We start from the raw sequence: 26,996 nt of genomic DNA, 5'->3' as shown, positions 1-26,996 counted from the left end.
ACCGATTACTCGCAGCCCTGGCCACCGAGGATATAGCCATTGACAGCGTCGCCGGCCAGGGTTGCATTGGTGGCCACGCTCACCACCTGTAGCACCTGGGCGGGGTTGGGCTGGCGGAACGTGCCGGTGAAGCGGCACTTCAACAGGGCTTTGTCGGCCACCAGAATGTTGGTGCCAAAAGTGGTGCGCAGCGTCCGGATGACGTGGCTGAGGGAGGCGTTATCAAACACCAGCTCGTCGGTTTGCCAGGCCCGGAAGTTGGCGTCGGCCGTGGCTGTCTGGCGCACCGGCTTTTTATCCTGATCTACACCTACCAATACCCCGCGCTGGCCGGGCAGCAGCAGCACCGAATCCTGGTGGCTGCGGCGGCTGGCAAAAGCCACTTTGCCCGTCACTACCGACACTTCCACCGAGTCTTCGGCCGGGTAGGCCCGCACGTTGAACGAGGTACCCAGCACCCGGGTGCGCGACTCGGCGCTCAGTACCGTGAAGGGATGCTCCGGGTCTTTCTGCACGTCAAAAAATGCTTCGCCCGTAAGCTGTACCTCCCGCGGGCCGGCGCTGAAATCAGCGGCGTATTCCAGGGTAGAATGCCGGTTGAGCCACACTTTGCTGCCGTCGGGCAAGGCCACCAGCCGCTTCTGCGCGCCGGCCGAGGCTACCACGGGCGGCACCGGCAGCAACTCGCGCCGGTAGCTCTGGAAGGCATACACGGCCCCAATCAGCAGTAGAATGGTGGCGGCAATACGCAGCAGCATAGGCAGGGGCCGGGGCCGCAGGGGAATAACGTTGGCTTCGGTGGCGCCGGCGGCTTCCACAAGGTCCGGCTCGGGGCGACTTATCTGCATGCGGGGTGCGGCCGGTTTGGCACCCGTCATTTTGGGCCGGAAGCGCTGCCAGGCGGCTTCCACGTCGGCTTCACTAAACAGCTCGGCGACGGGCGCGGCACCGGTCCGCTCCCAGGCGCGGGTGGCGTCGGTGAGCAAGCCCAGCCGCTTGGGGTCGGCCGTTATCCAGTTTCGCAGCTGCTCCAGCTCCTCGGGCATGGCTTCGCCAGCCAAGTGCTTGGCCAGCAAATCCCAGGGCGCCTCGGCTTCGGAGTGGAGCATTATAGTTGTTGGTTGTCAGTTGTTCGTTGTCGGTTTCAAACGACTAGTGCTCAATGATGAGCGGCAGCACAAATATTGCCATTGATTTTCAGAAGAGCTTTACATGACAAGGCAATGAGTAATCAAACCGGACAACTGACAACTGACAACTAAACTATCTATTCAATCACCAATGAATCGGCGCGCAGGGTGTGGCCAGCAAAGTAGCCCACGGCGGCCTTGTCGGAGCCGGGCTGCACGTTGCGGACGTTGGTGCGCACGTTGGCCGGCGGCGTCGAAAACAAGCCCACGTTATTGATCTGGGTTACCATCTCGTTGAGAAAGTAGAAGTAGTCGCGGGGCAACGACAGGGCCTCGACGCGCACTTTGTCGCCCTTTTTGAACGGGATTCCCCCGGAACCTTCCTCATCCGTCAGCTCTACGCCATTGATGTAGTTGCCGTCCACCATTTCGTCGTTGGTCACAATCAGGTCGCCGGGCCGGTTGAGGAGCTGCCCGTTGTGGTACACTTTAAACCGGTAATAGTCGCCCACGCCGGGCGTTTCCTTGCCGTAGTACAGGATGTAGTAGCCCTCGTCATCGGTGGGTGATTTGGCCCGGAATTCGGCCCGGATGCTGTCAATTTCGGGGGTGCGGCGGATTTCGGTTTCGGCCCGGTACTCCTCCCCTTCCGCCCGGATGGTCAGCACATACTGGTTACCGATTTTGCCTTGCAGCGTGCTGGTGGCGTAGCGGCCGGGGCTGGTTTCCCGCAGCGTTTCGCTGTGCCCTTCACTGTCCGTCAGCGTCAGTACGGCGCCGGTTACGCGGGGCAGCTCGGCCTCGTCGAAGTACGGGGCCGTTTTAGTGAGCGTGACGTAGTACGGCCCGGGTTGGTCGGTTATTTCGCCGTCGACGGCCAGTAAGGGCCGACCTTCGGGAATGTCCACGTCTACCACGTCGAGGCAGCCAGTGAGCGGCAGCAGGCAGGCGGCAAGCAAAAAAGCGGCAATGCGGTTCATATGCAAAGTATGTTAGGGGCCCGCAGGCTTAGAAGTTGAAATTATAGGACACTGAGGGCAGCACCGAGCCGAACACGGACAGGCGCACGGCTTCGGTTTTGGCCGGGTTGTCCTCGTTCTGCCGGAAATAGATGCTGTAGGGGTTGCGGCGGGCATAGGCATTGTACACCGAGAACGTCCAGCTGCTGTGCCAGCGCTTGGCCGGATCAATCTTGCCCTCGCGGGTAGCGGCCAAGTCGAGGCGGTGGTAGGCAGGCACGCGGTAGTTGTTGCGCACGTCGCCGTTCACGTTGGGAATCACCAGGCCTTGGTACACGTAGCGCGAGTCGGGGAAGGTGGTGGCAATGCCGGTGCTGTAGCTAAACGTGCTCGACACCGTCCAGCGCTCCGAGAGGCTATAAATGCCCACGACCGAGAGGTAATGCGTCTTGTCGTACTTGTTCACGTACCACTCGTTGTTGTTGATGCCGTCAATCTTGCGCTCCGAGCGGCTCAGCGTATAGCTTACCCAGCCCGTAAGCTTGCCCTCGTTCTTTTTCAGGTAGAACTCAGCCCCGTAGGCCCGGCCGGTGCCGTAGAGCAGCTCGGCTTCCAGGTTCTTATTGAGCAGCGTGTTGGCCCCGTTGATGTAGTCAATCTGGTTATCCATGCGCTTGCCGAAAACTTCCACCGAGGCCTCATAGGCGTTATCCTTCAGGTTGCGGAAGTAGCCCACGGCCACTTGGTCGGCATGCTCGGGCTTGATGTTGTTGGTGCTCGGCGTCCACACGTCCAGCGGTGAGGAGGCCGTAGTATTCGACACCAGATGGATGTACTGCACCATGCGGTTGTAGCTGGCTTTCAACGAGCTGTTGTCGGTCAAAACATAGCGCAGCGAGGCCCGGGGCTCCAGATTGGGGTAGCGCTTGATGAGTTGGCCCTTCGAGTACTGCTGCGGGTTCACCGGTGTTTTCTGGCGGCCGTTGGGGCCTTCGTAGTCGTACACGGTGCCGCCGCCCAGGAAGTCGAACATGCTCAGACGCAGGCCGTACTGGGCCGAGAGCCGGGGCGAAAACGTCTGCTCGTTGTCGATATAGGCGCCGTATTCCACGGCCTGCTGCTCGTCGAGGGCAATGGGTCGGAAGATAGACGTGGAGCTCAGCGGCGTGACGCGGCCGGGCAGAAAGGTGTAGTAAATGGCGCTGGCCCCGAAGTTGAGCGTGCTCTGGGGCGTGCGGTAGTAGTTGAAATCGGCCTTGAGGCTGTAATTCACGATGTTCGACTTCCACTCAAACGACTGGTTGCCCTCGGGCACGCCCAGACCGTAGTCATATTTGCTCACCAGGGCTGTGGCGTTGGCAAACAGCCGGGAGTTGAACACGTGGTTCCAGCGCACGGTGCCGGTGCGGTTGCCCAGCGTGTTCTTGAAGGCCTTGCCAAAGGCGAATACGTCGCGCCCCAGGTAGCCCGACACGTATACCCGGTCTTTCTCGCCGAGGGTGTAGTTGGCCTTGGCCGAGAGGTCGTAGAAATAGGCCTGGTTGTCTTTCTGGTCGGGTACGAGCTTGAGGAATAAGTCGCCGTAGGAGCGCCGCCCGGCCACAATAAACGAGCCTTTATCCTTTACAATCGGCGCTTCTACGGCCAGGCGCGACATGATGAGGCCCACCCCGCCCGATACGCCCAGGCGCTGGGTGTTGCCTTCCTTCATCCGCACATCGAGCAAGGAGGAAAGCCGCCCGCCGTACTGCGCCGGAATGCCGCCCTTCACCAGCTTGATGTCCTTGACGGCATCGGGGTTGAAGGTCGAGAAGAGCCCGAACAGGTGGGAGGCGTTATAAATCGGGGCCTCGTCGAGCAGAATCAGGTTCTGGTCGACGCCGCCGCCGCGCACGTTGAAGCCTGAAGCCCCCTCGCCCACCGTGCTGATACCCGGCAACAGCTGAATGCTGCGAATCACATCGACCTCGCCCAGCAGGGCCGGCACCAGCTTCACGGTTTTCATGTCGAGACGGGTGGTGCCCATTTCGGTGCTTTTCACGTTCTCGTCGGGCTTTTTACCCGTTACCACCACCTCGCCGGTTTGCACGCCCTGGGTAGCGAGGCGCACCGAGCGGGTCAGGTTTTCACTGAGCGTGAGCGTCACGTTCTGGGGCTCGTAGCCCAGAAAGGTGTAGGTAACGGTGTAGGTGCCCTTGGGCAAAGTCAGGGAGTAAAAGCCGTACTCGTTGGCTGTAGCACCCACGCTGAGGCTTTTTACGACGATGGTAGCGCCCACCAGCGCCTCACCGTTGGCGGCATCTTTCAGGTAGCCGCTCAGCGTTACCCGGCCGCTGGCCGCCGCCGACTGAGCCCGCACGTCGGGCGTCAAAACCAGAAAAAACAAAGAGAGAAACGCGAAAAAGCGAAGCATAGCTACACGTACTAAAGAATGAGTCGAAGAAAATGACAGCGTATTAGTCGCCCCAGCCGACGGGCGAGGCTCGGAAAAATCGTCCCGTCCGTTTTGAAAATCGACGGGACGCTTTAGAAAGTGGACCCGTCGATTCTGAAAATCGTCCCGTCCGTTTGGGCTGGTCGACGGGTCTGTTTTTGCAGGCACCCGGGGGCTTTGGGTTAAGACATAGTTATGTCTTAACCCAAAGCCCCACCGGAGTTAGTTGGCATCTACCACGCGGCCCGAGCCGGAGGTGTGTACCGTTACTGAGGGCCGGCCTTTATAATACACCGTGCCCGAGCCGCTGATAGAGGCGTGTAGGGTCTGCGTAACCGTAAGGCGGGTGCTGCCCGAACCGCTGATGCTGACCTCGGCCGCCTGAGTCGTCAGCGGGAAAGCCTCCACCGAGCCTGAACCGCTCAGGTGCAGGTCGTGGTGTTCGGCGTCGCCGGCCAGCCGCACCACGCCCGAGCCTGATATGCTGGTGCTCATGCTCTTGGCGCCCACTACGCTCATTTCTATGCCCCCCGAGCCCGAGAGGCTTACGCCAAAGTCTTCCACCCGCCAGGCATTCTGCCCCACAATCTTGCCCGAGCCCGACACCGATACGCTCGACAACGACGGCGCCGTGACGAACACCTTGATGGGCTCGTGGCGGCGCACGTTCACCCGACCGTAGCCGACGGACAGCTTTTCGCCGCTCACGTTGGTTTGTAGCACGTCCAGGATGTTTTGCTGGGCCTCGATGCGCACGGTGCGGGTGGGGCCCTGGGTCAGAAACAACTCGGCATCCACGGCCAGGTCGAGGCGGGAGAAGCCGGCCACGGTGCGGGTTTCGGCTACCACCGGGCCGCTGCCGGTTACTTTGTCGGGGAAGATGTCGTCGCAGTCGCAGCCGGCCAGCAGCAGGCCGAGGGGAAGCAGGCAGAGGTAGAGCAGGTTTTTCATAGCCGTTGGTAAGGTTTGAGGTCAGCAGAAGGATGGTTCTTTCTCTCTGACCCGCTGCCCGGCCCTTACCCCTACGCGGCGGCAAAATATTTTTCACGAACCGTCCCCAGGCTCAAAATGACTTATGTTTGCCCGGTTATGCAGACTATTCTTCGCCCGAATAGCCGTCGGCTCTGTTGATCCGGCGGCCTGACAAGCCTTATTGCTCCTATGAATATTTCCTTCTCCGGCACCCTGCGCATTGCCGGGTATGAGTGGCCCATCATCAACTCCGGCCACGAGTTCTGCCAGTACCTGGGCGTGCGAGGCGCGCCGGCCAGCAAAGTGCAGGCCCAGGGCCTCTGGATCCTGCTCGACGGCAGCGGCTCCGACACCCGGTTTTTTACCGATCTGCTGCTGGCCACGCCCCGCCCTACGGCCCAGAGCGGCCACGCCACCTACCACAACGCCGATGGCCAAACCCTGCGGCAGGTAGAATTTGAGGAAGGCTACGTAGTAGCGCACCACACCGTATTTGAGCCCGGCCGGGCCGATGGCCTGCCGGCCCTGCTAGAGCTGGTACATATTAAAGCGCCCGTGTGGTATGTTGATGGGCAACGGCACCCTTTCCTGCCCGAAGCTCCGGCCCGGGAGCGGCCGCCCGTAGGGCAGGATAAGCCCAGCCCGCCCGACCTGAAATGTCAGGTTGTCTTCAGCCGCAAAACTATCTACGACGGCGACTTCGGCTTCGACTGGCTGCAGTGGAAAAAGGGTACCGACACTATCGAGCAAGTGCAGGATACCGACATTGCCAACTTCGAGTATGCCTTCGACGAGGCCACCCATACCTATCAAGCCGTGAAAACCCACCCGGCTCTGCTCGACAAGGTGCGCCGTGAATACACGCGCCTTTCGGTGTACGGCAAGCCCTACTTCGCGCCCTGGCTGGCGATGCAGCCGGGCCAGACCATCACGCTGCTCATGACGACGCAGTTTCTCAACTCGGAGGCGCTGCGCCAGGACTACCTCACCTTCGCGCCCAATGCGGCCTACGAGGTGACGGTGAACGGGCAAACCAACGAGGCCATCCGCCTGACGCCCGCCGATAATTCGGCCATCAGCATCAGCATCAAGTGCCTGCGCGCCGGCCCGGCCACCAAGCTGCTGGTCAAGGACGAGTTGGGCACCACCGTCGGGCAAATCAGCGTGGTGGAGAATCAGTACAAGTACAAGCTGCCGCTGCGGGTGGCCTATATGGCCCGGGAAGGCGCTACCAAGGCCGCCGAGCTACAGGCGTTGCAGGCCAAGGTTAAGGCCCACCTACCCACACTCACCACTTACCTGAACACGAAGTCGTTCAACCAGGCCTTTATCGAATGCTCGTTTGAGCAGCCGGCCAAGCCCCACGTCGTCACCTTCGACCCCAAGCAGTGGGCTAAGGAAGGCTACTACAACCCGGCCACGAACGAGCTCAAAGACAAGAACGGCAATGAGTCGTTGTTGAGTTACGTGTCGCAGAAAGTCAGCACGCTGCCGGCCTTCCGGGGCGTCACCATCTTCATGACCAGCCTGGAGTTTGAGGACAACAACCCCAACGGCTTCATCTACGGCTTTGGGCAGATATCCCCCTCGGCGTCGTCGAATCTGGTCCTGTTTTCTCAGGGTATTACGGGCACCCGCACCTTCGCCCACGAAATGGGGCACGTTTTAGGCTTACGACACTCGTTTCTGGACAGCGACACCAAGCAGCGCATTGCCGCGCTGGGCCCTTATAAGGCGAATATCAAGAAACTGATAACGCTACAGCAGGGCCTGGTGAAGACGATGACCGGTAACATAAAGAAGATGAAAAGCATCGGCCAAGACTCCCGGCAGGAAGAAGCCAACCTGCGCGACCAGAAAAAGTATCTGAGCAGCAGCGAGCAAAGCCTGGCGGCCGTGGAGGATGAGCTGCGCACCTACGCCAAAAACAAGCTACTCTTCACGAAAGGCTCGTCGGAAAATATCATGGACTATTACAACCAGGACCGCTCGTTCTGGCACTGGCAATGGGCGTTGATGCAGACGGACACCATCAATTTCTACGGCTCTAAAGTCGCCAACAAATGAAGCACTTGCCCCTAGCGCTGCTGGTTCTGCTCTTCAGCCTGCAATGGCCGACTTCGTGCGTCAGCCAGCACAAGCAGATTCAGCCCACCACTCCCATCGTTACGAACGACATTTATCGCACTACCGACGGAATTCACTATTTCCGGACGGATGACAAGCAACCCATGAACGGCACGTACGATATCTACGAAACCGAGACAGTGCCCGGCCACGTGGACCTCGACGCCGTGTCTTCACCTATCAAAGTCACCGGCAACCGGCACAGCACCGGCACATTCACGAAAGGCCTCAAAACCGGCGTCTGGCGGTATTACCAAGGCGAGCGGAAAATCAAAGAGGAAACCTACCGCGCCGGCCGCCCCGTGAGTACGCGCAAATGCCCCTGCCCGAAGTAGCCGCCCGACTGATTGCGGGGCTACAGCAGCAACGAGTACAGGTTTTTGAGCAGGCCGCTGAGCTGCTGGCGCATAATGCGCAGGGCCTTACCCATCTGGTTTTCCACGGTTTTGGGCGAAATGTCGAGCGTATCGGCAATCTGCTGGTAGCTCATCTCGTCGTAGCGGCTCATGGTAAACACCACCCGGCACTGGGGCGGCAGCAGGTCGAGGGCGGCTTCCACCGAGCCCTCGGCTTCCTGCTGGTACAGCGCGTGCAGGGCATCATCAACCCGCGGCTCGGCCGATACCGGCGCGTCGTCCCAGGCGACCTGCCGCTTGCCGCGTTCCTGGTAACGCAGAGCCGCGTTCAGGGCCGCCCGGTGCAGGTAGGCGCGGTAGGTGGTACTGATGACGAGCGTGTCGCGCCCGTTCCAGATGCGCAGAAACACATCCTGCAGCAGGTCTTCAGTAGCCTCCTTGTCTCTGACGACGCGCTGAATTACGTTGCCCAGCGGCCGGTAGAATTCGCGGAACAGCAGCTCCATAAACGCCTCGGCGTCGGAGGCCCGCAAGTGGGCGAGCCGGGCTTCTAAAGCGTCTGGAGCATCGGAAGTAGCCATAGCGCGGGGTGGCCGCAAAGCCAGTAGCTGCCGGAAGTGGCATAATTCAGGGGCAAAGCTACACTATATAGCGTTTCCCCTACCCTTTCCTCACATACTTATGCGAGTTCGTCCGGCTTTATACCGCGGGTTCGGGCTCGGGCACTGGCTTTTGCGGAGTCATATCCAGGGTCCGCAGCTTATCGGCCCGGGCGGCCGTAATGAGCACGATTACAATGGTCATTATTCCGCCAAATACCACTGAGCGCACTACACCCAGCAGCTTAGCCGCCGCCCCCGACTCGAAGGCCCCGATTTCGTTGCTCGAACCAATGAAGATGTTATTCACGGCCGATACGCGGCCCTTCATGTACTCCGGCGTAAAGGTGTGTACCAACGTGGAGCGCACAATCACCGACACCGAGTCGAACACGCCGGTGAGAAACAGTAGTCCCAACGACAGCCAGAAGTTGGTGGACAGGGCAAAGGCAATAGTAGCCGCTCCAAAGCCCGCCACGGCCCACAGCAGCTTGCGCCCGGCGTGCCGCTTCAGCGGGAAATACGTTAGCACCACGGCCATCAGCACCGAGCCCACGGCTGGCGCCGCCTCCAGGTGGCCCAGCCCGGCCGCTCCCACGTGCAGAATATCAACGGCAAAAACCGGCAGCAGCGCCACGGCCCCACCAAAGAGCACAGCAAACATATCCAGGGCCAGCGCGGCCAGCACCAGCTGGTTGCTGAAGATGAATTTCAACCCGCTCAGCACGCTTTCCTGCAAACTCAGCTTCTCGCCTTCCCGTTCGGGCAAGGGCCGCGAGGCAATGGCTCCAAACTGTAGCACTGCCAGTAGCAGCAGCCCCGCCGCTACGGCGTAGGAGTTGGCCACGCCCAGGTGGGCCACCAGGTAGCCACCAATGGCCGGCCCCAGTACCGCCGATGCCTGGTAAGTCGTGCTGTTCCAGGTAATGGCGTTGGCCAGCCGCTCCCGGTTGGGCAACAGTTGGGGCATAAACGAAAACAAAGCCGGCCCCAGAAAGCCCCGCGCAATGCCGCTGATGAAGATGACAATGTAGAGCGGCAGCGTGTAGAACGAGTCCTTCGCCAGCAGCGGCAGCCCGCTCGGCGAGGCCAGGCCCCATAAGGCCACCGCGCACAGCAGCAGCACCGTCACGGTTACCATAATGATGTTCTTGCGCTTCACCGAATCGGCCACGTGGCCCGCGTAGAGCGACACCCCGATGCTGGGCAGCGCCTCGGCCAGCCCAATGAAGCCCAGGGCCAGCGGGTCGTTCGTGAGTCGGAATATCTGCCAGGCCACCACCAGGCCCTGCACCCGGGTGGCCACCGTGAAGCAGACTCGGGCCGAAATCAGCCGGCGAAAGTCAGGAATGCGGAGGGCCGCGTAAGGGTCGTGGGGCGTGAGGGAAGTATCAGCAGCCATAAAGGATTGGTCAGAATAGGAAGCCGGGCAAAGGTAAGCCGAAAGCCGGGGCCAACGGCTGGTTTGGCCCTTTGTTTGGCCTAGGCCGTAGTAGTAATCCGGCTTGAAATACTGCCGCGTATTCTCTATCTTACTAACCGGTACTTATGCCGTTAGCCGCGCCACCCACCTTTCTTTCCCTTGTCTCCCGTGCCCACCGTTACTACCGTTGCCGATTTTGTGGAGCTTACCCTGCGCGAAGACCTTGGCACCCTGCTCGGGCGCTGGCTGCGGCAGGTCAGCACCGACGAGGTGCGCCAGGGCTACGAAGCCACGCTGCGGGCCGCCGCGCCCCAGCGGGTGCGCTACTGGCTGCTCGACCTGCGCCGCCGCGGCACTATCAGCGAAGATTCCACCCAGTGGGTTCTCAGCACGTTTTTGCCCCGCCTCACACCCCTGCTCGGTGGCCGGGTTTACTTGGCCTTTCTGATGTCGCCGGCTCACCTGAGCAACGTGGACCAGGAAAACGGTGCGCCCCTAGTTTCCAACGCCGACTGCCACGTGCGCCTCTTCAGCGACGAAGGCCTGGCCACCGAGTGGCTGGCCCGCCGCCGCGCCCACGAAAACAACGCGTAACCTTCCGGCCGCAAAGCGCGTCAGCAGGAAAAGGTACGCTCTGTTTTTCCCTCCTCACCCACTGTTCCGGTTTTCATGCGCTACTTCGTTCTTGCCTGTTTCGCCGTCGGCAGCGTATTGCTGACGGCTGCTCCCACCCGGGCCCAAACCCAGCCCACTGCTACTACCCCAGCGCCCAGCCTGAAGGATGGCGTCGTGCGGCGCGGTGGCGTTACGCTGCGCCTGCAGGCCGGCCAAAGCAGCCGCTTGTCGGCCCCTATCACGATGGCCAATGGCCTCACCGTGCGCCCCGATGGCATTATGGTGGGCAAGGACGGTTCGCGCCAGATGCTGCCCGAAGGCAAGGCCGTGAACATGCAGGGTACGGTAGTCAACTTCACCGACGACATGATGTCGGCGCCCGCCATTGAGCAGCACGCCCGCCAGGTAACCGGCCAGCCCACCGAAACCACGCTGCCCGGCGGCTCGCTGCCTCTGGTACCGCAGCGCCTAGCCACCGAGTTGCGCCGCACCGAGCAGCGCTTGCTGTTGCTGCAGCAGCTCTCCGACCGCCTCGCCGAACGCACCACGGCCGCTGTGGGCCCGAATCCTGGGGCCGCGACCATCGATACAAAGCTCCAGGGTATCGACTCTCAACTACGGCGCTGAACCCGAATCCAGCCCGTGCTGTAAAGCCCGCTCCGGCGGGCTTTTTTGTGCCTTTAGGTACCCGCGCAAACGAATTTTGGCTCGACAAATTTTATCGTCTTCGCACTCAATACTAAATAGTTGATATACACTATTGGATAAATTGTTTTAAAAGGCAAAAATTATTTTGGTTTTGACGCAACCATGCATTGCGAATGGTGTTGCCGTTTTCTACATTTGGAAACTTCATCTCCCCTTCAGAAACTTTCTCAATTTCACCGGCAACTGCACTCTATGGCCTAAAGCTCTACGTTCCTTTAACCCGTAGCCTTTATGGACACCATGCAGCCGAGCGATTCCGCTCTCATATCCCTTTACATCGCCGGTAAGGAAGATGCTTTCGCCCTATTGTTAGATCGGCACAAAAGCCGCGTTTTCACCACTATCATGTTGATTGTGCGCGATGAAGACGTTGCCGAAGACCTGCTGCAGGATACTTTCATCAAGGCTATCCACACCATGAAGAGTGGGCGCTACAACGAGGAAGGCAAATTCTCGTCCTGGATCTGCCGTATCGCCCACAATCTGGCCATCGATTTCTTTCGGCGCGAAAAACGTAGCCCTTTATTGAACCTTGATACAACAAGTCATGCGTTCAACTCGTTGTCGTTGGCAGAAGAGGGAGCGGAAGCAACCATCACCCGTGAGGAAACTTACGCCCGTCTTCGAGAGCTGATTCAGGACTTGCCGGCCGTACAGAAAGAAGTGCTCGTCATGCGCCACTACGGCGACATGAGCTTTCAGGAAATTGCGGATGCAACCGGGGTCAGCATCAACACGGCGCTGGGGCGTATGCGTTACGCGCTGATCAACCTGCGGAAGAAGATGGCCGCACAACCCGTTTTCTATGATCAAAACCTTTACCCACGAGAAACTGCTCCGGTACGTATACAACGAATTGCCGGCTAACGAGCACCAGGAAGTAGAGCAGACGCTGCTCCACGACGCCGAGCTGGCGACAGTGTGCGCCGACCTCTTACTGGCCCAGCGCTGCCTGGAAGGCCTAAAAAGCACGCCTTCCCAGCGCACCACCGATTCGATTTTACAGTACTCCCGCACCTTTCTCAAGGCTGGGTAAAACGTACAATCCTCTTAAGTCATCCTGAGTTTGCTGAGTGTCTTGGCGCGCTGGTCTGCTTCGTTTCCCACGAAGTCGGGCGGTAACCAAGCTTCCGGCTAGCTCAGGATGACTTTTTTTGGCGTTATTTTGCCGCTCTCCCAGTGCTTATAGCTTTCTGCCATGCGCAAGCCCGAGCGGTTCCGCCACTTCCTCAATTACTTTACCACGCACTTTCCTGAACCTCAAACGGAGCTGCACTACGGCAATCCGTACGAGCTTATCGTGGCCGTGGTACTCAGCGCCCAGTGTACCGATAAGCGGGTTAATCAGATTATGCCGGCGCTGCTGGAGCGGTTTCCTACACCGGCTCACCTAGCCTTAGCATCGGCCGAAGAGATTTTCCCTTTTATCCGCAGCGTCTCCTACCCCAACAACAAAGCCAAGCACCTAGCTGGTCTGGGCCGTCTGTTGGTTTCCGAATTCAACTCGGAAGTACCTAGCACCATCGAGGAATTGCAGCGCCTGCCGGGCGTCGGCCGCAAAACGGCCAATGTCATCGTCTCAGTGATTTACAATCAGCCGGCAATGGCCGTCGACACGCACGTCTTCCGGGTGTCGCACCGGCTGGGGCTAGTACCGCAAAAAGCTACTACGCCGCTGGCCGTGGAGAAGGAGTTGGTGCGTTATATACCGGAAAGTCTTATTCCCAAAGCCCACCATTGGCTTATTCTGCACGGGCGCTACGTGTGCGTGGCCCGGAGCCCAAAGTGTGAAATATGCCCACTGAAGGGATTTTGCAAGTATTATGCTACCCATTTTGGCAAGCCTAGCGCGGAGGATCTGAATCCAGCTACCAACGTAGAAATCTGATTCAGCCTGTCCATTGGTACAACTTAGTATAAAACCAGTTCTCCTGGGTTTAACAGCCCGTACTGCTTTCCAGAATGTCTTGCACGGTTTGCGCAATCTGCTGTCGGTCGAATTGCGCGGCGGCTACTACCTGGCCATTGCGGCCGGCTTCCGCCAGTTTATCGGGCTGTGCCAGCACTTCCGTCAGCAGCCTTTGTAAGGCGTCGGCATTGCTGCCCGGTACATACCAGCCGCAACGGTACTGCTGTACAAAACTCTTTGTCCAGCCCTGGTTGGTGACGACGACCGGTGTGCCGACGGCCAGGCTATCATAGAACTTGGCCGGCGAGTTGGCGTCCAGCACGGGCATATCCAGGAAGGAAACCACGGATATATCGGCCAGCTTAAACCACGAAAAAACGGCGTGGCGCGGCTGGGGCGGTACTATCCGAATGGCAGCACACCGGGCCGCGGCGGCCCGCACCAGTGGCTCATGAAAGCCCAGCCCCATGAATAGCCACACAATATCGGGCTGGGTGAGGGCCAGCTGCTCGGCGGCGGATACCAGGGTCGGAATATCATTGGCCCGCCCAAAAGTACCGGCGTACAACACCACGCGCTTGCCCTGCAAGCCGTGCGCAGTCCGCAGATTCGCTACGGTTTCGGCAGTAGCCAGCGCTGCCAGCTCCAGGTCAGTGCCGTTGAGCACCGTCGTGATTTTAGCGGGCGAAATGCCGAGGTTTTCGACGTAGCGCGTCATGTCGGGCGACAGGGGCAGTATATGACTAGCACTTTGGTACAGGCTTTTTTCCAGGGCAAATAACCGCCGTTGCGCCAAACCGCTCGGCACGGCCCCCATAGCAATAGGGAAAGAGGGCCACAGATCCTGCACTTCGAACACCCACGGCACCCGCCGCCACCGGGCTACCCGGGCCGCGGCCCAGGCGGCCGTCAGCGGCGTGCTGATGCCCCAGATAACGTCGGGGCGCTCCAGGCGCAGGCCTTCCCGCACGGCATAGGCCGCGTATTGCCCAAACGACAGTACGCGCCGGGCCACACCCATCTTGTTTTCGTAAGGTACCTCAGCGGCTCGAATTTCTACGCCTTCCGGCAGCCACGGATACTCCTGCGTCAGGCGCTGGGCTTCCCAGGTGCTGGTGGTAATGAGCGTAACGCGGTGCGACCGGGCCAGGTGCGCCAGCAACGAGTAGTGCCGGCTCGTGGCCGGACAGTCGGGGTTGGTGTGGTACTGGCTGAAAACGGCAATGTGCACCGGCTTTTTACTTACGAATTAGGGATTAGCAATTAGGAATTCGCCCCTAATTCCTGAAAGAACGAAATGCAGGTTACTGCGCCGCTATTGGCTGCTCCTACTGTTTTATCACTTCCGCCGGGGCCGGTAGCGCGACTCGTTCAGGATGCGCTGGGGGTCTTTCTGCGCCATGAGCTGGGCCAGGGTTACGTTGGGATGCTCGCCCATGTACTTGCGCACAATCTGCCAGCCCACCCAGGCCCCTACCCGACCGGGGCAGGTTTTGTCGATTTCGGGCACATTAGGCCGCTCCCCGATATACTTTTGAATCGTGAACGGGCTGGTGTTGTAGATGAGGTTCTTTTCAATGAAGTGGGCCCACACCTTGCCTTCGTTGAACTGCACGTTGGCCAGCTCCTTGTCCGTGAAGCCAATCAGCAACGAATCGGCGGTGCAGGGCAACACTTTCTCGGCGAAGTAGAGCGACTTGCCAAACTGCACCATCTCGCTCAGCATTGTCTGGTCGGTGAGCTTCTTCTGGTTGTACTTGCTGGAAATGGCCAGCGCGGCCGTGGGCAGCATGTAGGCCGGCTCATAGCGGCGCAGAATATACTCGGGCACGTTGGGCCGGTAACTAGCTTTGGGGCCGGCAAAGAAGTCGATGCTGAGCACCATCAGGCTATCATTCACGAACATATCCTGGCTCAGCCCGCTCACGAAAGTCTTCACCGGCGGCACCGGAAACGCGGGAAAATAGTAGCGCACGTGCTGAAACAGCTGCTTGAGCTGGCCCCGCAGCGCCTCGGTGTCCTTGAAGGCGGCTTCCGAATCCTGCCCCAGCTTGCGTAGCCCCGGCTCAGTGGAGAGCCCCACCAACTGCTTGGCCAGCACCTCTTCCGAGGGAAACTGCTTGCGCCCCAGAAAATAGGTAGCAAAAGCCGGCTGTTGGCGGATAAACTCCTTGGCCTCATCCACTGTCTTGATTTTAAAGAATGGCTGCTCCAGTCGTTCCAGTAGCACCGTTACGGGCACTTTGGCCACTTCCGGGTCGGGTTGGCAGGTTTCGTTGGAAGTGCAGCCGCTCAGCAGCACGCCGGTGCACAGAAAACAGGCCAGCAAAAGGCGCATATAGGCAGGAATGTACGTCACGCTTCTATCTTTAGGGCGAAAATAGCCAAAACGAAACGCCGCACGGCTGTCTTTCGTCTAAAGCCTGACTCTTTTCCTCTTCTTATGAAAAAATTGCTTCTCGCAATGCTGACGCTGGGTGCGTCGGCTGGCACGGCTTCGGCACAGGTTGAAATTGGCTTGAAACTCTCGCCGTCCATTACCTATCTGCGCGCCGACTCCCCTTCAGCCTTGAATTTCCAGAACGAAAAGAGCAAGCTCAGTCTGGGTGGCGGCTTGGTGGTCGACTATTTCTTTGGGCAGAATTACGCCTTCAGCACCGGCCTGTGGCTCACCGGCAAAGGCGGCACCATCAGCTACCGTGACCGTGACCCAGCTTCGGTTTCGTCAGATCCCAGCCTGACCCGGGAACAGAAAATCGGTCTGCAGTACCTGGAAGTGCCCATTAGCGTGAAGCTCTTCACCAACGATATTGCCACCGACACCAAACTCTACTTCCAGCTTGGTGGCACGGCCGGCGGCGTTATTGCCACCCGCATTAATGGTGAGAAACGCTATACCGACCCCAGCAACGGCAACGCCGAAACCGAATCTTCCAAGCACGTCATCATCCCCGACTTGTCGGGCCTTGTTGGCGCCGGTGTTGAGTATCAGTTGGGCCAGAGCACCAAGGTATTCGGCGGTATTTCCTACCACCGCGGCCTAGTCAACATCGACAAGTACTTTGATAAGGACCGGGGCTTCCAGGACGTAACGCTCAAAAACAACGAAGTAGCCCTGGATTTCGGCCTGAAGTTCTAAACCGGCTCTGTCCTTGCGAGGTGCAGCCGTGGCAACCAGTCCTCTGCACAGTACGACACAGCCTTCTACCAGAAAGCCCTTTATCGTTGGTTCGATAAAGGGCTTTTCACCTTAGGAAACTCGCCACATTCCAGAGGACGGATTGCTACGTCTGCGCCTCGCAAGGACAAGTTGTACATACCCTCCACATTTAGCACATTCCTCACATTAAGAATTAGCACATTAAAACGAAAAAGCCCCCGCTGCTCTTGCCGAGCAACGAGGGCTTTCTTCTTATCAGGAAGGTTTTCGCAGAAAAACCGTCAATCAGTAATTTCTTCCACCTCCCGGTCCTGGAGGCGGCTCATGGCGGCGGCGGGGGAATGCAATTCGATTTCCTCGCCTCGCTCATCCTCGATGCGGTAGTCAGTGAGGCCCAATGAAGTATCCTTCATGATTTTCACCCACTTATAATATTTCAAATACCACTTCATCTGCTTCGACACCAATCCCTTGGTGTAATAAGCGTGCAGGAAGGGGTGTACGTACAGCGTGATGCCCGACTGGTTTTGGGTAACCAGCAGGTCCTCAATGCTATTGTCGATTTCGTCCGTTACGAGGATAGAGGCCGAAATCTTGCCCGTGCCGCCACAGGTGGGGCACACTTCACCGGTCACAATGTTCTCGGCGGGGCGTACGCGCTGCCGCGTAATCTGCAGCAGCCCGAATTTGGTAATGGGCAGAATCGTGAAGCGCGCTTTGTCGTTCTTCATGATGTCCTTCACGGCATCTTCCACCTTTTTGCGACTATCGGCACTCTTCATGTCGATAAAATCGACGACGATAATGCCGCCCATGTCGCGCAGGCGCAACTGCCGGGCTACCTCCTTAGCTGCCAGCATGTTGATCATGAGAGCCGTAGCCTCCTGGTCACTTTCCTGGTTGCTCTTGTTGCCCGAGTTGACGTCGATGACGTGCAGGGCCTCGGTGTGTTCAATCACCAAGTAGCCGCCGCCCGGTACCGTTACGGTTTTGCCAAACAGCGTTTTAAGCTGCTTTTCAATCCCGACGTGCTCAAATACTTTCACCTTGCCGGTGTGGAGCTTGAGCAGGCCGAGCCGGTCGGGCGCAATTTTCTGGAGGTAGCTGCGCATTTCCTCATACATCGGCGCCGAATCCACAGTAATGGAGTCGAAGCTTTCGTTGAGCATGTCGCGAATCATGGAGCTGGTGCGGCCCAGTTCCCCCAGCACCTTGTCGTTCGGCTTGGCCGTGCGCAAGGCAGTGAAGAGCTGTTCCCAGTTGGCCGTCATGCTCTGCATATCCCGGTCGAGCTCAGCCACCTCGCGGCCTTCGGCCACAGTGCGGATGATTACGCCAAAATTGTCGGGCTTGATAGATGCAATGAGCCGCTTAAGCCGCTCCCGCTCCGTCTTGCTGACGATTTTCTTGGATACGCTAATCGTATTGGAAAAAGGAACCAGCACCAGATACCGGCCCGCCATGGAAATATCCATGGATAAGCGCGGCCCCTTGGTGGAAATCGGCTCTTTCACAATCTGAACCAGCAGCTGCTGGCCCTTCTTGAAGACGTCGGCGGCCTTGCCGACTTTGTCGAGCTGCCCGTCGAACTGGAAGTTCTTGAGCGCCCCGACGGTAATTTTCTGCGATTGTACGCCTCTGCTCCACTTCAGCAGCGAAGGGAAGTTCTCCCCCAAGTCGCCGTAGTGCAGAAACGCGTCTTTTTGATACCCGATGTCAATGAACGCGGCGTTCAGACCGGGCATAACTTTCTTGACCGTACCCAGGAAGATGTCACCAACGGAATAGTTGGTGTCATTGCGGTCAAAGTGGTATTCAATGAGCCGCTTATCCTGGAGCAGGGCAATCCGTTCTCCTTCCTGAGTAGAATTAATGACTAATTCGTTACTCAATGGGTCAGATAAGTTAAGTGAGCACCGAAATCAGCCGCAGCCCTATCCCCCGAAACCGTCAAAGGGAAGCCAGTGCACAAGGCACCAGCTTCCCTTCTTAGCCACGGGAAAAGCGAACTTTTAGCCACTCTCGAGATACTCTACGTGAGAGATAGACGGCCTTCGAAGTCAAAGCGTTTGACCGGCCGCCAGCAAACCCGGAAAGGGCTTACTTCTTCTTGTGACGGTTCTTGCGCAGACGCTTCTTCCGCTTGTGAGTGGCAATCTTATGACGCTTTCTCTTTTTACCGCAGGGCATGTTTGATGAGGTTAGGGTTGTAAAAAACTTAATTCAATTTCTGCAATTGCTCGTCCACGGAGGCGGTGAAGCCGGGGTCCGTGCTCAAGCTTTTGGCCTTGGTGAAGGCCTTGCGGGCGTCTTCCTTGGCGCCGGTCAGGGCCAAAGATACGCCCAAGTAGAACTGTCCGTTGGCATTTTCCGGATTTACCAGCGTTAACTCCCGGAACCGCTCCACCGCTTTATCGTTCTGATTGCTTCGCAACGACAAGACACCCAGGTTGTAGAGGGCCTCTTCGTTTTTAGGATCAGCAGCCAGCACTTCGCGCAACAGCGTTACGCCCGCCACCGGATTGTCGCCAGCCATCAGCGCCATTCCCAGGTTGGTTTTGGCCTTGAGGTTATCGGGGTTGTTTTTCAACACCCGCTCATAGAGCTCCTTGGTTTTGGCACCCAACAGCTTCGCCCGCTCCTCAGTAGTAGCAAAGCTAAAGGCCTCGTAGTAAGCATCGGCGGCACGCTGCCAGGCTTGCTCACCGGGGCGGGCCACGGCAATCTGCTCGAAGTAGTAGCCGGCACTGTCGAACTTCTCGACGGCGCGGTACTTGCCCGCCAGATCCGAAGCCAGCCGCAGCTTAGCAGCGGGGTCAGGCTCGGCCGTGTACTTCGCCAGCAACGCCCCGATTTCGCGGCGCTGCTCGGGAGCTATTGCCATGTGCGGCTGCTCGGGAGTAGCGCCAGTCGGGGCCGCGCCATCTACGGAAGCCGTAGAGGGTGCGGCCGCGCCGTTGTCACGGTTGGCCGTGCGGGCCGCGTCTTTGCTCAGTTCCGCTTTACCTTCCTTGGGTTTTACGATTCCTTTTGGCAACAGGAATAATCCGGCCACCAGTGCGAGGGCGACGGCCAGAACTAAAAGCTGATGGGAAGAAGGACGTGAAGCCATGTGGAAAAAGCAGGCCGCCGGGCTCCCAAACTTGGAATCCCCGGCGGCTCGGCCGGCAATGTTACGAAGAAAGAAAGTTAGGCCTGAGCCGTCTCTTTGATCTTCTTGCTGTTTTTGATCTTACCGATGAAGGTCTTCGACGGCTTGAAGCTCGGAATGAAGTGCTCGTCGATGATGATCGAAGTGTTTTTTGAGATGTTGCGAGCGACTTTCTTTGCCCGTTTTTTGTTTACGAAGCTACCGAAGCCACGCACGTAAATGTTGTTGCCATCGGCCATCGAATCTTTTACCACTTTGAAAAATGCTTCAACGGTAGCCGATACGTCGGTCTTCTCAATGCCGGTCTTGTCGGCGATTTCGGCGATTACTTCTGCTTTAGTCACGCTGGTATGTGTACTAAGGTGTGAAAAATGTATGCTGGGCAAAAACTCCCGATTCAACACGTAAGCCCTTGCCCGGTAGGCTTTTCGCTTAAGAATTCGGGCCACAAAGGTAGTCCCCTTTTTTGGTTTTGCAATACTTTTTCCGCAATCCATTTAGCGTCCCATTTGTTCTTCAAACATCTATATATCAAACATTTGTCTCTTTCCGTTTTTGCTTCTGCTCATCCCTATTTTGCCCAGGCTCTCTTGGAATGGTACCCGCGCCACCGCCGCGACCTGCCCTGGCGCCACACCCGCGACCCATATGCCATCTGGCTCTCCGAAGTTATTTTGCAGCAAACCCGGGTAAAGCAGGGCTTACCTTATTACCTGGACTTTATCACGACCTACCCCACGGTGCACAACTTAGCTGCCGCGCCCGAGGATGAAGTGCTGCGTCACTGGCAGGGGCTGGGCTATTACTCCCGCGCCCGCAACATGCACCACACGGCTCAACAGGTAGTGCGCGAGTATGAAGGCGTCTTTCCCAATACCTATACTGAGTTGCTTAAGCTGCGTGGCGTGGGCCAGTATACGGCGGCGGCTATTGCCTCCTTTGCCTTTGGCGAAAAAGTAGCCGTGCTGGATGGCAATGTGTACCGGGTGCTGGCGCGCGTGTTTGGTATTGCCTCCGATATAGCCGCGCCAGCTACTCGCAAGGAGTTTCAGGCCCTGGCCGACACGCTGATTCCGGCCGCCGCGCCCGATGAGTTTAACCAGGCCATTATGGAGTTTGGAGCTATTCAATGTACACCCCTGAAGCCGGACTGCCTGTTTTGCCCATTGCAAAGTCAGTGCTACGCCTTTCAGCACGGTATGGTGCAGGAACTGCCGGTAAAAAGCAAGGCCAAAGCCAGCCGCACGCGCTACTTCCATTATATAGTACTACGGCACGGCGACACGCTGTATCTGAAGAAGCGCGTTGCCAAAGACATTTGGCAAGGCCTTTACGATTTCGCCCTGACCGAAACCGATGCCGCTGAGCTACCGGCCCTCGACCTGGTAGAAGCCGTAGCCGGGGTAGGTGGACAGATAGCTACTGGCCAGGCCGAGGAGCCGGTGCTGGCCTTACGCCATGTGTTGAGCCACCAGAAAGTAGAGGCGCGCTTTCACTCGGTTTGGCTGGCCCAGCCCCTGCCGGTGGCGGCGCTGGCGGCTTCTGGCTTGGCGCCTTTTACGGCTGAACAGGCCCACGATTTGCCTAAACCGGTGCTCATTGCTAATTACATTGACAAATTCTGGAAATAAAAACTAAAATATTTGGTTTTATAATCAAAAAGCCCTATTTTTATAAAAGGTAAAGATATTTTATCGACAACTCTTAACTACTTAACAACCAAGCAATGGCTGGCATCAACAAAGTAATTCTGGTAGGCAACCTGGGCAAGGATCCAGAGGTTCGGCATTTGGAAGGTGGCTCGAGCGTAGCCCACTTCACCTTAGCTACCAACGACTACTACAAGGATAAATCTGGGACCCGCGTGGAGCGGACCGAGTGGCACAACATTACGGCATGGCGCGGCTTGGCTGAGATGGCTGAGAAGTACCTCAAAAAAGGCCAGCAGATCTACGTTGAGGGCAAGTTGCGCACCCGCCAGTACCAGGATAAAGACGGCCAGACGCGCTACATCACCGAAATTGTAGCCGATGAAATTTCGATGCTGGGCGGCCGGCCGCACACTGAGGGCCAAGCCAACGGCCAAAGCACTGAGCAGCCGGTGGAAGCCCAGACCTTCCGCCAAGAGCCCGAAATCGACCAATTGCCCTTCTAAGAGAACTGGTAGCCCCTGATTTCAGCAAAGCCCTGGCACGTCGCCGGGGCTTTTTGCGTTGGAGCCAATAATAGTAGTAACCAGGCTTTTTCTGCCTTGCATTGCTCGGCTGGATAGGTATCCGATTCTAGTTACCTTTGAACAGTAAATTTGCGCTGCTCTAAATGCCTGTATCCCCACTTTTGCGCGGTCTGCGGGCCACTCTGGCCTTTGGCATCCTGTTGCCGGCCTGCTCGTCGCCGGCCGACTATACGCCCAAGCCCAAGGGCTATAACCGCATCGATCTGCCGGCGGCCAGCTACCAGTTGTTGGCGCCGGGGCGCCCGTACAGCTTCGAGTATTCGCGGCAGGCCAAAGTGTTGCGCGACTCGTCGTACCTGGCCCAGCCCAACTGGATTAACATCTACTACCCCCGCCTGAAAGCCAACGTGCAAATAACCTACGTACCGCTAAGGCAAGACCCAAAGCTGCTCAACAAGCTGCTGGAAGATGCCCGCAAGCTCACGGCCAAGCACCAGATTAAGGCTTCGGCCATTGATGAAAGCGTGATAAAAACACCCGGCGGCATGCGGGTCGCCATTTTTGAGCTGTCTGGAGAAGTGCCTAGCCAGTTCCAGTTCTACACCACCGACAGCACCCACCACTTCTTTCGGGGCGCGCTGTACTTCCGCACGGCCACGGCTAACGACTCGCTGGCCCCGGTTATCGACTACGTGAAGAAGGACGTGGTGCACATGCTCAATACCTTGAAATTCCGCTAATCATTTGACATTTATCAATTAACATTTAACAGCCTGCTGCTCATCAGGGGTAAGCCGCCTGGCAACGTGAACTTGTTAAATGATAAATGTTGATTGTTAAATGAAATGAGTTTTTTCAATACCAAAATTGAGAATCTGCGGGGCGTGGGCAGCCAGCGGGCTACCCTGCTGCAAAAGGAGCTGAACATCTTCACTTACGGTGACCTGATTCAGCGCTATCCTTTCCGCTACCTCGACCGGACCCAGTTCTACCAGATTGTCGATTTGCACGAGGATTTGCCTTACGTGCAGGTCAAGGGCGTTTTGCGTAACCGTGAAGTCATCGGGGAAGGCCCGAAGAAGCGCATGGTGGCCAAGGTTTCGGATGGCAGTGCCGAGCTGGAGCTGGTGTGGTTTAAGGGAGTAAACTACCTGGAGAAAGTCATCAAAAATCACCAGGAGTATATCGTATTCGGCAAGCCGACCGTGTTCAACGGCCGGCCCCAGATGGCCCACCCCGACCTGGAGGAAGTAACCGAAGCCAAGCCCGGCCAGAGCTTTCTGCAGCCGGTGTACAATACCACCGAGAAGCTCAAGAACTACCACCGCATCGACAGCAAGGCTATTGCGCGCATGGCCAGCGACTTGCTCAAGATTGCTCTGCCGCACGTACAGGAGTCGTTGTCGCCGGAGCTGGTGCAGCACTACGGCCTGATGGGCAAGGCCGAGGCGTACCAGCAGATTCACTTCCCGCAGAGCACCGAGCTGCTGCAGGCAGCCCGGTTCCGGCTCAAGTTTGAGGAGCTTTTTTACGTACAACTCAAGCTCCTGCGCCAGCGCGACCAGCGCAAAGTGACCTTGGCCGGCCAGATTTTCAAGGAAGTACCCACGCTGGTCGACTTCTACAAAAACCACCTCACCTTCGATTTGACCGGCGCCCAGAAGCGCGTAATTCACGACATCTACAAGGATTTTTGCGCCGGCCGGCAGATGAACCGCCTCTTGCAGGGCGACGTAGGCTCGGGCAAAACCATCGTGGCCTTCATTTCGATGCTGATGGCGGCCGATAACGGGGCCCAAAGCTGCCTGATGGCGCCCACCGAAATCTTGGCCGACCAGCACTACGTGGGCCTTAAGGCCTACGCCGATCAGCTCGGCATCAAGCTAGGCAAGCTCACGGGCAGCACCCGCACCTCGGAGCGTCGCGTGCTGCACGAGCAGCTCCGCGACGGCACCATGCACATGCTGGTGGGCACCCACGCGCTGCTGGAGGATGTGGTGCAGTTCCGCAATCTGGGCCTCACCATCATGGACGAGCAGCATCGTTTTGGGGTGGCCCAACGCTCGAAGCTGTGGCAGAAAAACCCCCACGTAATTCCCCACGTGTTGGTAATGACAGCTACGCCGATTCCCCGAACGCTGGCCATGACGCTCTACGGCGACCTGGATGTGTCGGTGATTGATGAGCTGCCTGCCGGCCGCAAGCCCATTGTGACCGTGCACCGCTACGATGCCAATCGGCTGAAAGTATTCCAGTTTCTGCGCGACCAGATCAACCTCGGGCGGCAGGTGTACATCGTGTACCCGCTGATTGAGGAATCGGAAACGCTGGACTACAAGGACCTCACCGATGGCTACGAGAGCGTAGCGCGGGCTTTTCCGGAATTCGAGATAAGCATCGTGCACGGCCGGATGAAGGCCGAGGAAAAGGATTACGAAATGCAGCGCTTCGTGAAGCGCGAAACCCAGATTATGGTGGCTACTACCGTCATCGAAGTGGGCGTAAACGTGCCGAATGCCTCCGTAATGGTGATTGAAAGCGCCGAGCGGTTTGGCCTTTCGCAGTTGCACCAGCTGCGGGGCCGCGTGGGCCGTGGCGCCGACCAGAGCTACTGCATCCTGATGACGGGCTACAAGCTCAGCAAAGACAGCCGCACCCGCATCGAAACGATGGTGCGCACCAATAACGGCTTCGAAATAGCCGATATCGACCTAAAGCTACGCGGCCCCGGCGACCTGATGGGCACCCAGCAAAGCGGCGTGCTCGACCTGCTCATTGCCGACCTGGCCAAGGACGGCCGTATTCTCTCCGAATCGAGGGCAGCGGCCCAGCGGCTGCTGGCTGAAGACCCTGGCCTGAGCCAACCCCAGAACCTGAACATTCGGCGCCACATTGAGTCGCTACCAGCTACGGCCGTCAACTGGAGCCGGATCAGTTAAAGCGGCTTTTGGCGGTGCGCAATCGTTTGGACATAAAAAAAGGCGACTTATAAAAGTCGCCTGCCGATACTTTTTACTCGAATGACTCCGCGGAACGGGAAGAGGGAGAAGGTGCCGTAGCCTGCCATAGCCGGCTTCCACCACCGTGCGAGGTGTGCTCTAACCTTACCTGTCGGGTAAAAAATGAAGCGGCCTGCACAGGTAGCTTGGGCTGAACACGCTTGGCCTCGGCCAGGGACGTTTCCGATTCTTTGGCAAACTTACCAACCACAATCAGACCGAAGAGTAAGACGAACTTGAGTAGAAATTTCATAATGCTGGAATGCTAGACAATAGGCGGCGCGGCAATCACAAAGTTTAAGCCAAAAGCCCTTGTCAGGGAGAAAAACACAAAACTTTGATCATCTAAAGCACACTTTCTGTGCTGACAAGCAACTACTCAAAGAAAAACGGACTGTTCAGATTGAATCGATATTGTATTCAAATATTACAATATTGGTTCAACTGCCGGCAGAACTGTTTCTTCTTTCGCTCTGCAAAGTAACGCAAGGGGTACCTCAGAAACGACTATCAGAACGTTATCCTAACGTGAACAAATCATGATAACCCGAGCCGGTTGCCACTGGGGAGCGTGGCCTTTACGGGCGGCACCCAAAGTTGGATACCTTTGGAGAGTACATTTTTTTGTTCTTTGCACTTTTTCACACTTAACTGCCTTTTTACGTGCGCTTTAAATTTCTTCTTACCGTTGGCACGCTGCTGGCCGGCCTGCTCACGGCACCGATAGGAGCTTCCGCCCAAAAGGTAAAGTCGGTACCGTTCAGCTACTTACCCGAAAGCTCGGAAGACCGTTATAACCAGCGCGTAACCCGCAAGATGCTCCCTCTCAGCGGGGGTGGGTTCGTTATTCTGGCTCACAAATCGGCGACGCAATACGCCGTGGAGCGCTACGATGCCGAACTGAAGCAGCTCTGGACAGCCGCCGTGCCCGTGGCCGCGGGCGAGAGTGTGGAAGCCTTTGGCCACGGCACAGAGCAGGCTTTCGTGGTCATTCACCATAAAGAAGAGGCCAGCCAGAATCTGTCGGCAGTACTGGTAGACCTGCGCAACGGCCAGAAGGCCGCTCCCAAGAAACTTATCGACGCTTCGGCCCGCGACCGGCGGCCTGGTGTGGCCGTTTCGCCCGACGGCTCCAAGCTGGTAGCCTTCCGCTACCTCACCCGCGATGTGCAGATCCGCGCCATCAGCGCCACGGTGTACGACCAGAAACTCACCAAGCTCAAGGACCGCACCTACGACTTCCACGACCTGGGTGACTTCTTCTCCCCTACCGTGCACATCGGCAACGACGGCGCGCAATATGTGGCCCTCATCAGCGACCAGATGAAGAAGCTTACCGTGCGCCGCTACCTCAACGACAAGCCCGAAACCAAGGTGATGTCGGTGGCCGTAGGCGGCAGCTTCGGTGGCAAGTCGGTAGCGGTGTTCGATGCCAAGTTTGGCCTGCAGCCCAATAATACGCTGTATGCCGCCGCCATTTGCACCGAGCGCGAAACCGGGCAGTACTACAGCCTGAAAGTGGTGAAGTTCGACTTTGCGGGCGAAGGCGACATGAAATTTGCCCCCGAATTCCGCTTCACGCCCGAATATCTGGCCGAGGTGAACAAGGCCGGCCAAACCAGCGCCAAGCGCCTGGAGGATGTGTACCTGTCGGAACTGCTGCTGACCGGCGAAAAGCAGCTGGTGGTCATTGCTGAGAAGAAGTATGAGGAAGGCGGTGACGACTCGCCAGTGCACGCTCGGGAGCTGCACGTATTCGGCTACAACGAGTTTCAGAGCCCCACCTGGCACAGCATTATTGCCAAAGACCAGGTAGCGCCGCCCGCCGAGTCGTTTACTGGCATCGGCTTCCGGGCCGCCGTGTTTGGCCCCGAGGTGCAGATTCTGACCCAGGAGAAAATCAACGGTAAATCCGACCTGTACGTGCGCCGCGTGAATATCCAGACCGGCGTGGTGGCACCCGCAAAGGGCCTTGGCCTGAGCGTAGCCAACGACCAGAACCTGGCCTACGTGAAAGACTTTACCGGTTGGCTCGACGCTAAAACGATTATCGGCGTGAGCCGGCCCAGCAAGAAGTCGGCGGCCTTGATGCTCAACAAGATTGTGGTGAAGTAAGTAGCCCGAATTTGGCTTGCTGCGTCGTATTCCGAACCAGAGCCAGTTCTATACAAGTAATGGTGCATTGGATTGAGAAGCAATTGTAGTTCCTTGCTTCTCAATCCAGTGCACCATTACTTTTTAGTATCCAAGCCTTATCCAAATGCAACACTCTACTCCT

General features: G+C 57.8%; 24 protein-coding genes. 13 read left to right on the top strand and 11 right to left on the bottom strand.

All coding sequences use genetic code 11. The features are described 5' to 3' along the window. Positions 1-5 precede the first annotated feature (5 nt). The 4 genes from LGH74_RS16085 to LGH74_RS16070 form a co-directional block, all read right to left on the bottom strand. Positions 6-1,109 carry a FecR family protein gene (locus LGH74_RS16085; RefSeq protein ID WP_226177224.1) on the bottom strand — a complete coding sequence of 368 codons (1,104 nt, stop codon included), beginning with the start codon at positions 1,107-1,109 and terminating at the stop codon, positions 6-8. A 158-nt stretch (positions 1,110-1,267) separates the two neighbouring features. Beyond that, complete coding sequence (locus LGH74_RS16080; RefSeq protein WP_226177222.1) at positions 1,268-2,110, bottom strand: DUF4249 domain-containing protein; 843 nt, start codon at positions 2,108-2,110, stop codon at positions 1,268-1,270. A 28-nt stretch (positions 2,111-2,138) separates the two neighbouring features. Continuing rightward, complete coding sequence (locus LGH74_RS16075; protein WP_226177221.1) at positions 2,139-4,502, bottom strand: TonB-dependent receptor; 2,364 nt, start codon at positions 4,500-4,502, stop codon at positions 2,139-2,141. A gap of 243 nt (positions 4,503-4,745) precedes the next feature. Further along, a complete protein-coding gene (locus tag LGH74_RS16070) occupies positions 4,746-5,474 on the bottom strand; it encodes a head GIN domain-containing protein (RefSeq protein WP_226177220.1) in 729 nt (242 codons plus the stop codon). 210 nt (positions 5,475-5,684) lie between these two features. On the opposite strand from LGH74_RS16070, the gene tssD reads away from it, so the two are divergent. Further along, positions 5,685-7,562 (top strand): type VI secretion system tube protein TssD, encoded by a 1,878-nt coding sequence (gene tssD / locus LGH74_RS16065; protein WP_226177219.1) that lies wholly within the window; start codon positions 5,685-5,687, stop codon positions 7,560-7,562. Beyond that, the gene (locus tag LGH74_RS16060; RefSeq protein WP_226177218.1) at positions 7,559-7,957 is read left to right on the top strand and encodes a toxin-antitoxin system YwqK family antitoxin; all 399 of its coding nucleotides are present in this window, start codon (positions 7,559-7,561) and stop codon (positions 7,955-7,957) included. Before tssD ends, LGH74_RS16060 begins: the two co-directional genes overlap by 4 nt. Positions 7,958-7,977: 20 nt before the next feature. On the opposite strand, the gene LGH74_RS16055 is transcribed toward LGH74_RS16060, so the two are convergent. Further along, the gene (locus LGH74_RS16055) at positions 7,978-8,559 is read right to left on the bottom strand and encodes an RNA polymerase sigma-70 factor (RefSeq protein WP_226177217.1); all 582 of its coding nucleotides are present in this window, start codon (positions 8,557-8,559) and stop codon (positions 7,978-7,980) included. Positions 8,560-8,677: 118 nt separating this feature from the next. After that, positions 8,678-9,979, bottom strand: coding sequence for an MFS transporter (locus tag LGH74_RS16050; RefSeq protein WP_226177215.1), 1,302 nt, complete (start codon positions 9,977-9,979; stop codon positions 8,678-8,680). 189 nt (positions 9,980-10,168) lie between these two features. Here LGH74_RS16050 and LGH74_RS16045 point away from each other — a divergent pair, with 189 nt between their 5' ends. From LGH74_RS16045 to nth, 5 genes are all read left to right on the top strand, one after another. Further along, positions 10,169-10,594, top strand: a complete 426-nt coding sequence (locus tag LGH74_RS16045) for a hypothetical protein (RefSeq protein ID WP_226177213.1) — start codon at positions 10,169-10,171, stop codon at positions 10,592-10,594. A gap of 75 nt (positions 10,595-10,669) precedes the next feature. Continuing rightward, entirely contained in the window at positions 10,670-11,242 is a 573-nt protein-coding gene (locus tag LGH74_RS16040) for a DUF6799 domain-containing protein (protein WP_226177211.1), read from the top strand. Positions 11,243-11,554: 312 nt separating this feature from the next. After that, positions 11,555-12,190 carry an RNA polymerase sigma factor gene (locus tag LGH74_RS16035; RefSeq protein WP_226177209.1) on the top strand — a complete coding sequence of 212 codons (636 nt, stop codon included), beginning with the start codon at positions 11,555-11,557 and terminating at the stop codon, positions 12,188-12,190. Continuing rightward, entirely contained in the window at positions 12,129-12,359 is a 231-nt protein-coding gene (locus LGH74_RS16030) for a hypothetical protein (RefSeq protein ID WP_226177208.1), read from the top strand. Before LGH74_RS16035 ends, LGH74_RS16030 begins: the two co-directional genes overlap by 62 nt. Positions 12,360-12,521: 162 nt before the next feature. After that, positions 12,522-13,211, top strand: a complete 690-nt coding sequence (gene nth / locus LGH74_RS16025) for an endonuclease III (protein ID WP_226177207.1) — start codon at positions 12,522-12,524, stop codon at positions 13,209-13,211. 49 nt (positions 13,212-13,260) lie between these two features. Here nth and LGH74_RS16020 read toward each other — a convergent pair whose 3' ends face one another. Beyond that, a complete protein-coding gene (locus tag LGH74_RS16020) occupies positions 13,261-14,463 on the bottom strand; it encodes a glycosyltransferase family 4 protein (protein WP_226177206.1) in 1,203 nt (400 codons plus the stop codon). Positions 14,464-14,571: 108 nt separating this feature from the next. Then, a complete protein-coding gene (gldB, locus tag LGH74_RS16015; RefSeq protein ID WP_226177205.1) occupies positions 14,572-15,570 on the bottom strand; it encodes a gliding motility lipoprotein GldB in 999 nt (332 codons plus the stop codon). A 105-nt stretch (positions 15,571-15,675) separates the two neighbouring features. Between gldB and LGH74_RS16010 the strand changes: the two genes are divergently transcribed. Further along, positions 15,676-16,371: a porin family protein gene (locus LGH74_RS16010; protein ID WP_226177204.1), complete on the top strand. Its 696-nt coding sequence runs from the start codon at positions 15,676-15,678 to the stop codon at positions 16,369-16,371. A 302-nt stretch (positions 16,372-16,673) separates the two neighbouring features. Here LGH74_RS16010 and LGH74_RS16005 read toward each other — a convergent pair whose 3' ends face one another. The 3 genes from LGH74_RS16005 to LGH74_RS15995 all read right to left on the bottom strand — a co-directional run bounded on the left by LGH74_RS16005 (position 16,674) and on the right by LGH74_RS15995 (position 19,887). Then, the gene (locus LGH74_RS16005) at positions 16,674-18,284 is read right to left on the bottom strand and encodes an Rne/Rng family ribonuclease (protein WP_226177203.1); all 1,611 of its coding nucleotides are present in this window, start codon (positions 18,282-18,284) and stop codon (positions 16,674-16,676) included. A 326-nt stretch (positions 18,285-18,610) separates the two neighbouring features. Beyond that, the gene (locus tag LGH74_RS16000; protein ID WP_226177201.1) at positions 18,611-19,504 is read right to left on the bottom strand and encodes a tetratricopeptide repeat protein; all 894 of its coding nucleotides are present in this window, start codon (positions 19,502-19,504) and stop codon (positions 18,611-18,613) included. Positions 19,505-19,581: 77 nt separating this feature from the next. Next, entirely contained in the window at positions 19,582-19,887 is a 306-nt protein-coding gene (locus LGH74_RS15995) for an HU family DNA-binding protein (RefSeq protein ID WP_100338688.1), read from the bottom strand. Positions 19,888-20,082: 195 nt separating this feature from the next. Here LGH74_RS15995 and mutY point away from each other — a divergent pair, with 195 nt between their 5' ends. The 5 genes from mutY to LGH74_RS15970 all read left to right on the top strand — a co-directional run bounded on the left by mutY (position 20,083) and on the right by LGH74_RS15970 (position 26,833). After that, positions 20,083-21,174 (top strand): A/G-specific adenine glycosylase, encoded by a 1,092-nt coding sequence (gene mutY / locus LGH74_RS15990; protein WP_226177199.1) that lies wholly within the window; start codon positions 20,083-20,085, stop codon positions 21,172-21,174. 95 nt (positions 21,175-21,269) lie between these two features. Continuing rightward, positions 21,270-21,698, top strand: a complete 429-nt coding sequence (locus LGH74_RS15985; protein ID WP_226177197.1) for a single-stranded DNA-binding protein — start codon at positions 21,270-21,272, stop codon at positions 21,696-21,698. 164 nt (positions 21,699-21,862) lie between these two features. Further along, positions 21,863-22,459 (top strand): gliding motility lipoprotein GldD, encoded by a 597-nt coding sequence (gene gldD, locus LGH74_RS15980; protein ID WP_226177195.1) that lies wholly within the window; start codon positions 21,863-21,865, stop codon positions 22,457-22,459. A 105-nt stretch (positions 22,460-22,564) separates the two neighbouring features. Further along, complete coding sequence (recG, locus tag LGH74_RS15975; RefSeq protein WP_226177193.1) at positions 22,565-24,658, top strand: ATP-dependent DNA helicase RecG; 2,094 nt, start codon at positions 22,565-22,567, stop codon at positions 24,656-24,658. 723 nt (positions 24,659-25,381) lie between these two features. Further along, positions 25,382-26,833: a hypothetical protein gene (locus tag LGH74_RS15970; protein ID WP_226177191.1), complete on the top strand. Its 1,452-nt coding sequence runs from the start codon at positions 25,382-25,384 to the stop codon at positions 26,831-26,833. Positions 26,834-26,996: the final 163 nt, after the last annotated feature.

The sequence above is a fragment of the Hymenobacter lucidus genome, assembly GCF_020447265.1.
GTDB lineage: Bacteria > Bacteroidota > Bacteroidia > Cytophagales > Hymenobacteraceae > Hymenobacter > Hymenobacter lucidus.
This window is presented reverse-complemented; position numbering and strand designations above follow the sequence as displayed.

Bases quoted from the DNA above. Each gene is read 5' to 3' on its own strand.
- LGH74_RS16085 (WP_226177224.1), bottom strand. From the start codon at position 1,109: ATGCTCCACTCCGAAGCCGAGGCGCCCTGGGATTTGCTGGCCAAGCAC.
- LGH74_RS16080 (WP_226177222.1), bottom strand. From the start codon at position 2,110: ATGAACCGCATTGCCGCTTTTTTGCTTGCCGCCTGCCTGCTGCCGCTC.
- LGH74_RS16075 (WP_226177221.1), bottom strand. From the start codon at position 4,502: ATGCTTCGCTTTTTCGCGTTTCTCTCTTTGTTTTTTCTGGTTTTGACG.
- LGH74_RS16070 (WP_226177220.1), bottom strand. From the start codon at position 5,474: ATGAAAAACCTGCTCTACCTCTGCCTGCTTCCCCTCGGCCTGCTGCTG.
- tssD (WP_226177219.1), top strand. From the start codon at position 5,685: ATGAATATTTCCTTCTCCGGCACCCTGCGCATTGCCGGGTATGAGTGG.
- LGH74_RS16060 (WP_226177218.1), top strand. From the start codon at position 7,559: ATGAAGCACTTGCCCCTAGCGCTGCTGGTTCTGCTCTTCAGCCTGCAA.
- LGH74_RS16055 (WP_226177217.1), bottom strand. From the start codon at position 8,559: ATGGCTACTTCCGATGCTCCAGACGCTTTAGAAGCCCGGCTCGCCCAC.
- LGH74_RS16050 (WP_226177215.1), bottom strand. From the start codon at position 9,979: ATGGCTGCTGATACTTCCCTCACGCCCCACGACCCTTACGCGGCCCTC.
- LGH74_RS16040 (WP_226177211.1), top strand. From the start codon at position 10,670: ATGCGCTACTTCGTTCTTGCCTGTTTCGCCGTCGGCAGCGTATTGCTG.
- LGH74_RS16035 (WP_226177209.1), top strand. From the start codon at position 11,555: ATGGACACCATGCAGCCGAGCGATTCCGCTCTCATATCCCTTTACATC.
- LGH74_RS16030 (WP_226177208.1), top strand. From the start codon at position 12,129: ATGATCAAAACCTTTACCCACGAGAAACTGCTCCGGTACGTATACAAC.
- nth (WP_226177207.1), top strand. From the start codon at position 12,522: ATGCGCAAGCCCGAGCGGTTCCGCCACTTCCTCAATTACTTTACCACG.
- gldB (WP_226177205.1), bottom strand. From the start codon at position 15,570: ATGCGCCTTTTGCTGGCCTGTTTTCTGTGCACCGGCGTGCTGCTGAGC.
- LGH74_RS16010 (WP_226177204.1), top strand. From the start codon at position 15,676: ATGAAAAAATTGCTTCTCGCAATGCTGACGCTGGGTGCGTCGGCTGGC.
- LGH74_RS16000 (WP_226177201.1), bottom strand. From the start codon at position 19,504: ATGGCTTCACGTCCTTCTTCCCATCAGCTTTTAGTTCTGGCCGTCGCC.
- LGH74_RS15985 (WP_226177197.1), top strand. From the start codon at position 21,270: ATGGCTGGCATCAACAAAGTAATTCTGGTAGGCAACCTGGGCAAGGAT.
- gldD (WP_226177195.1), top strand. From the start codon at position 21,863: ATGCCTGTATCCCCACTTTTGCGCGGTCTGCGGGCCACTCTGGCCTTT.
- recG (WP_226177193.1), top strand. From the start codon at position 22,565: ATGAGTTTTTTCAATACCAAAATTGAGAATCTGCGGGGCGTGGGCAGC.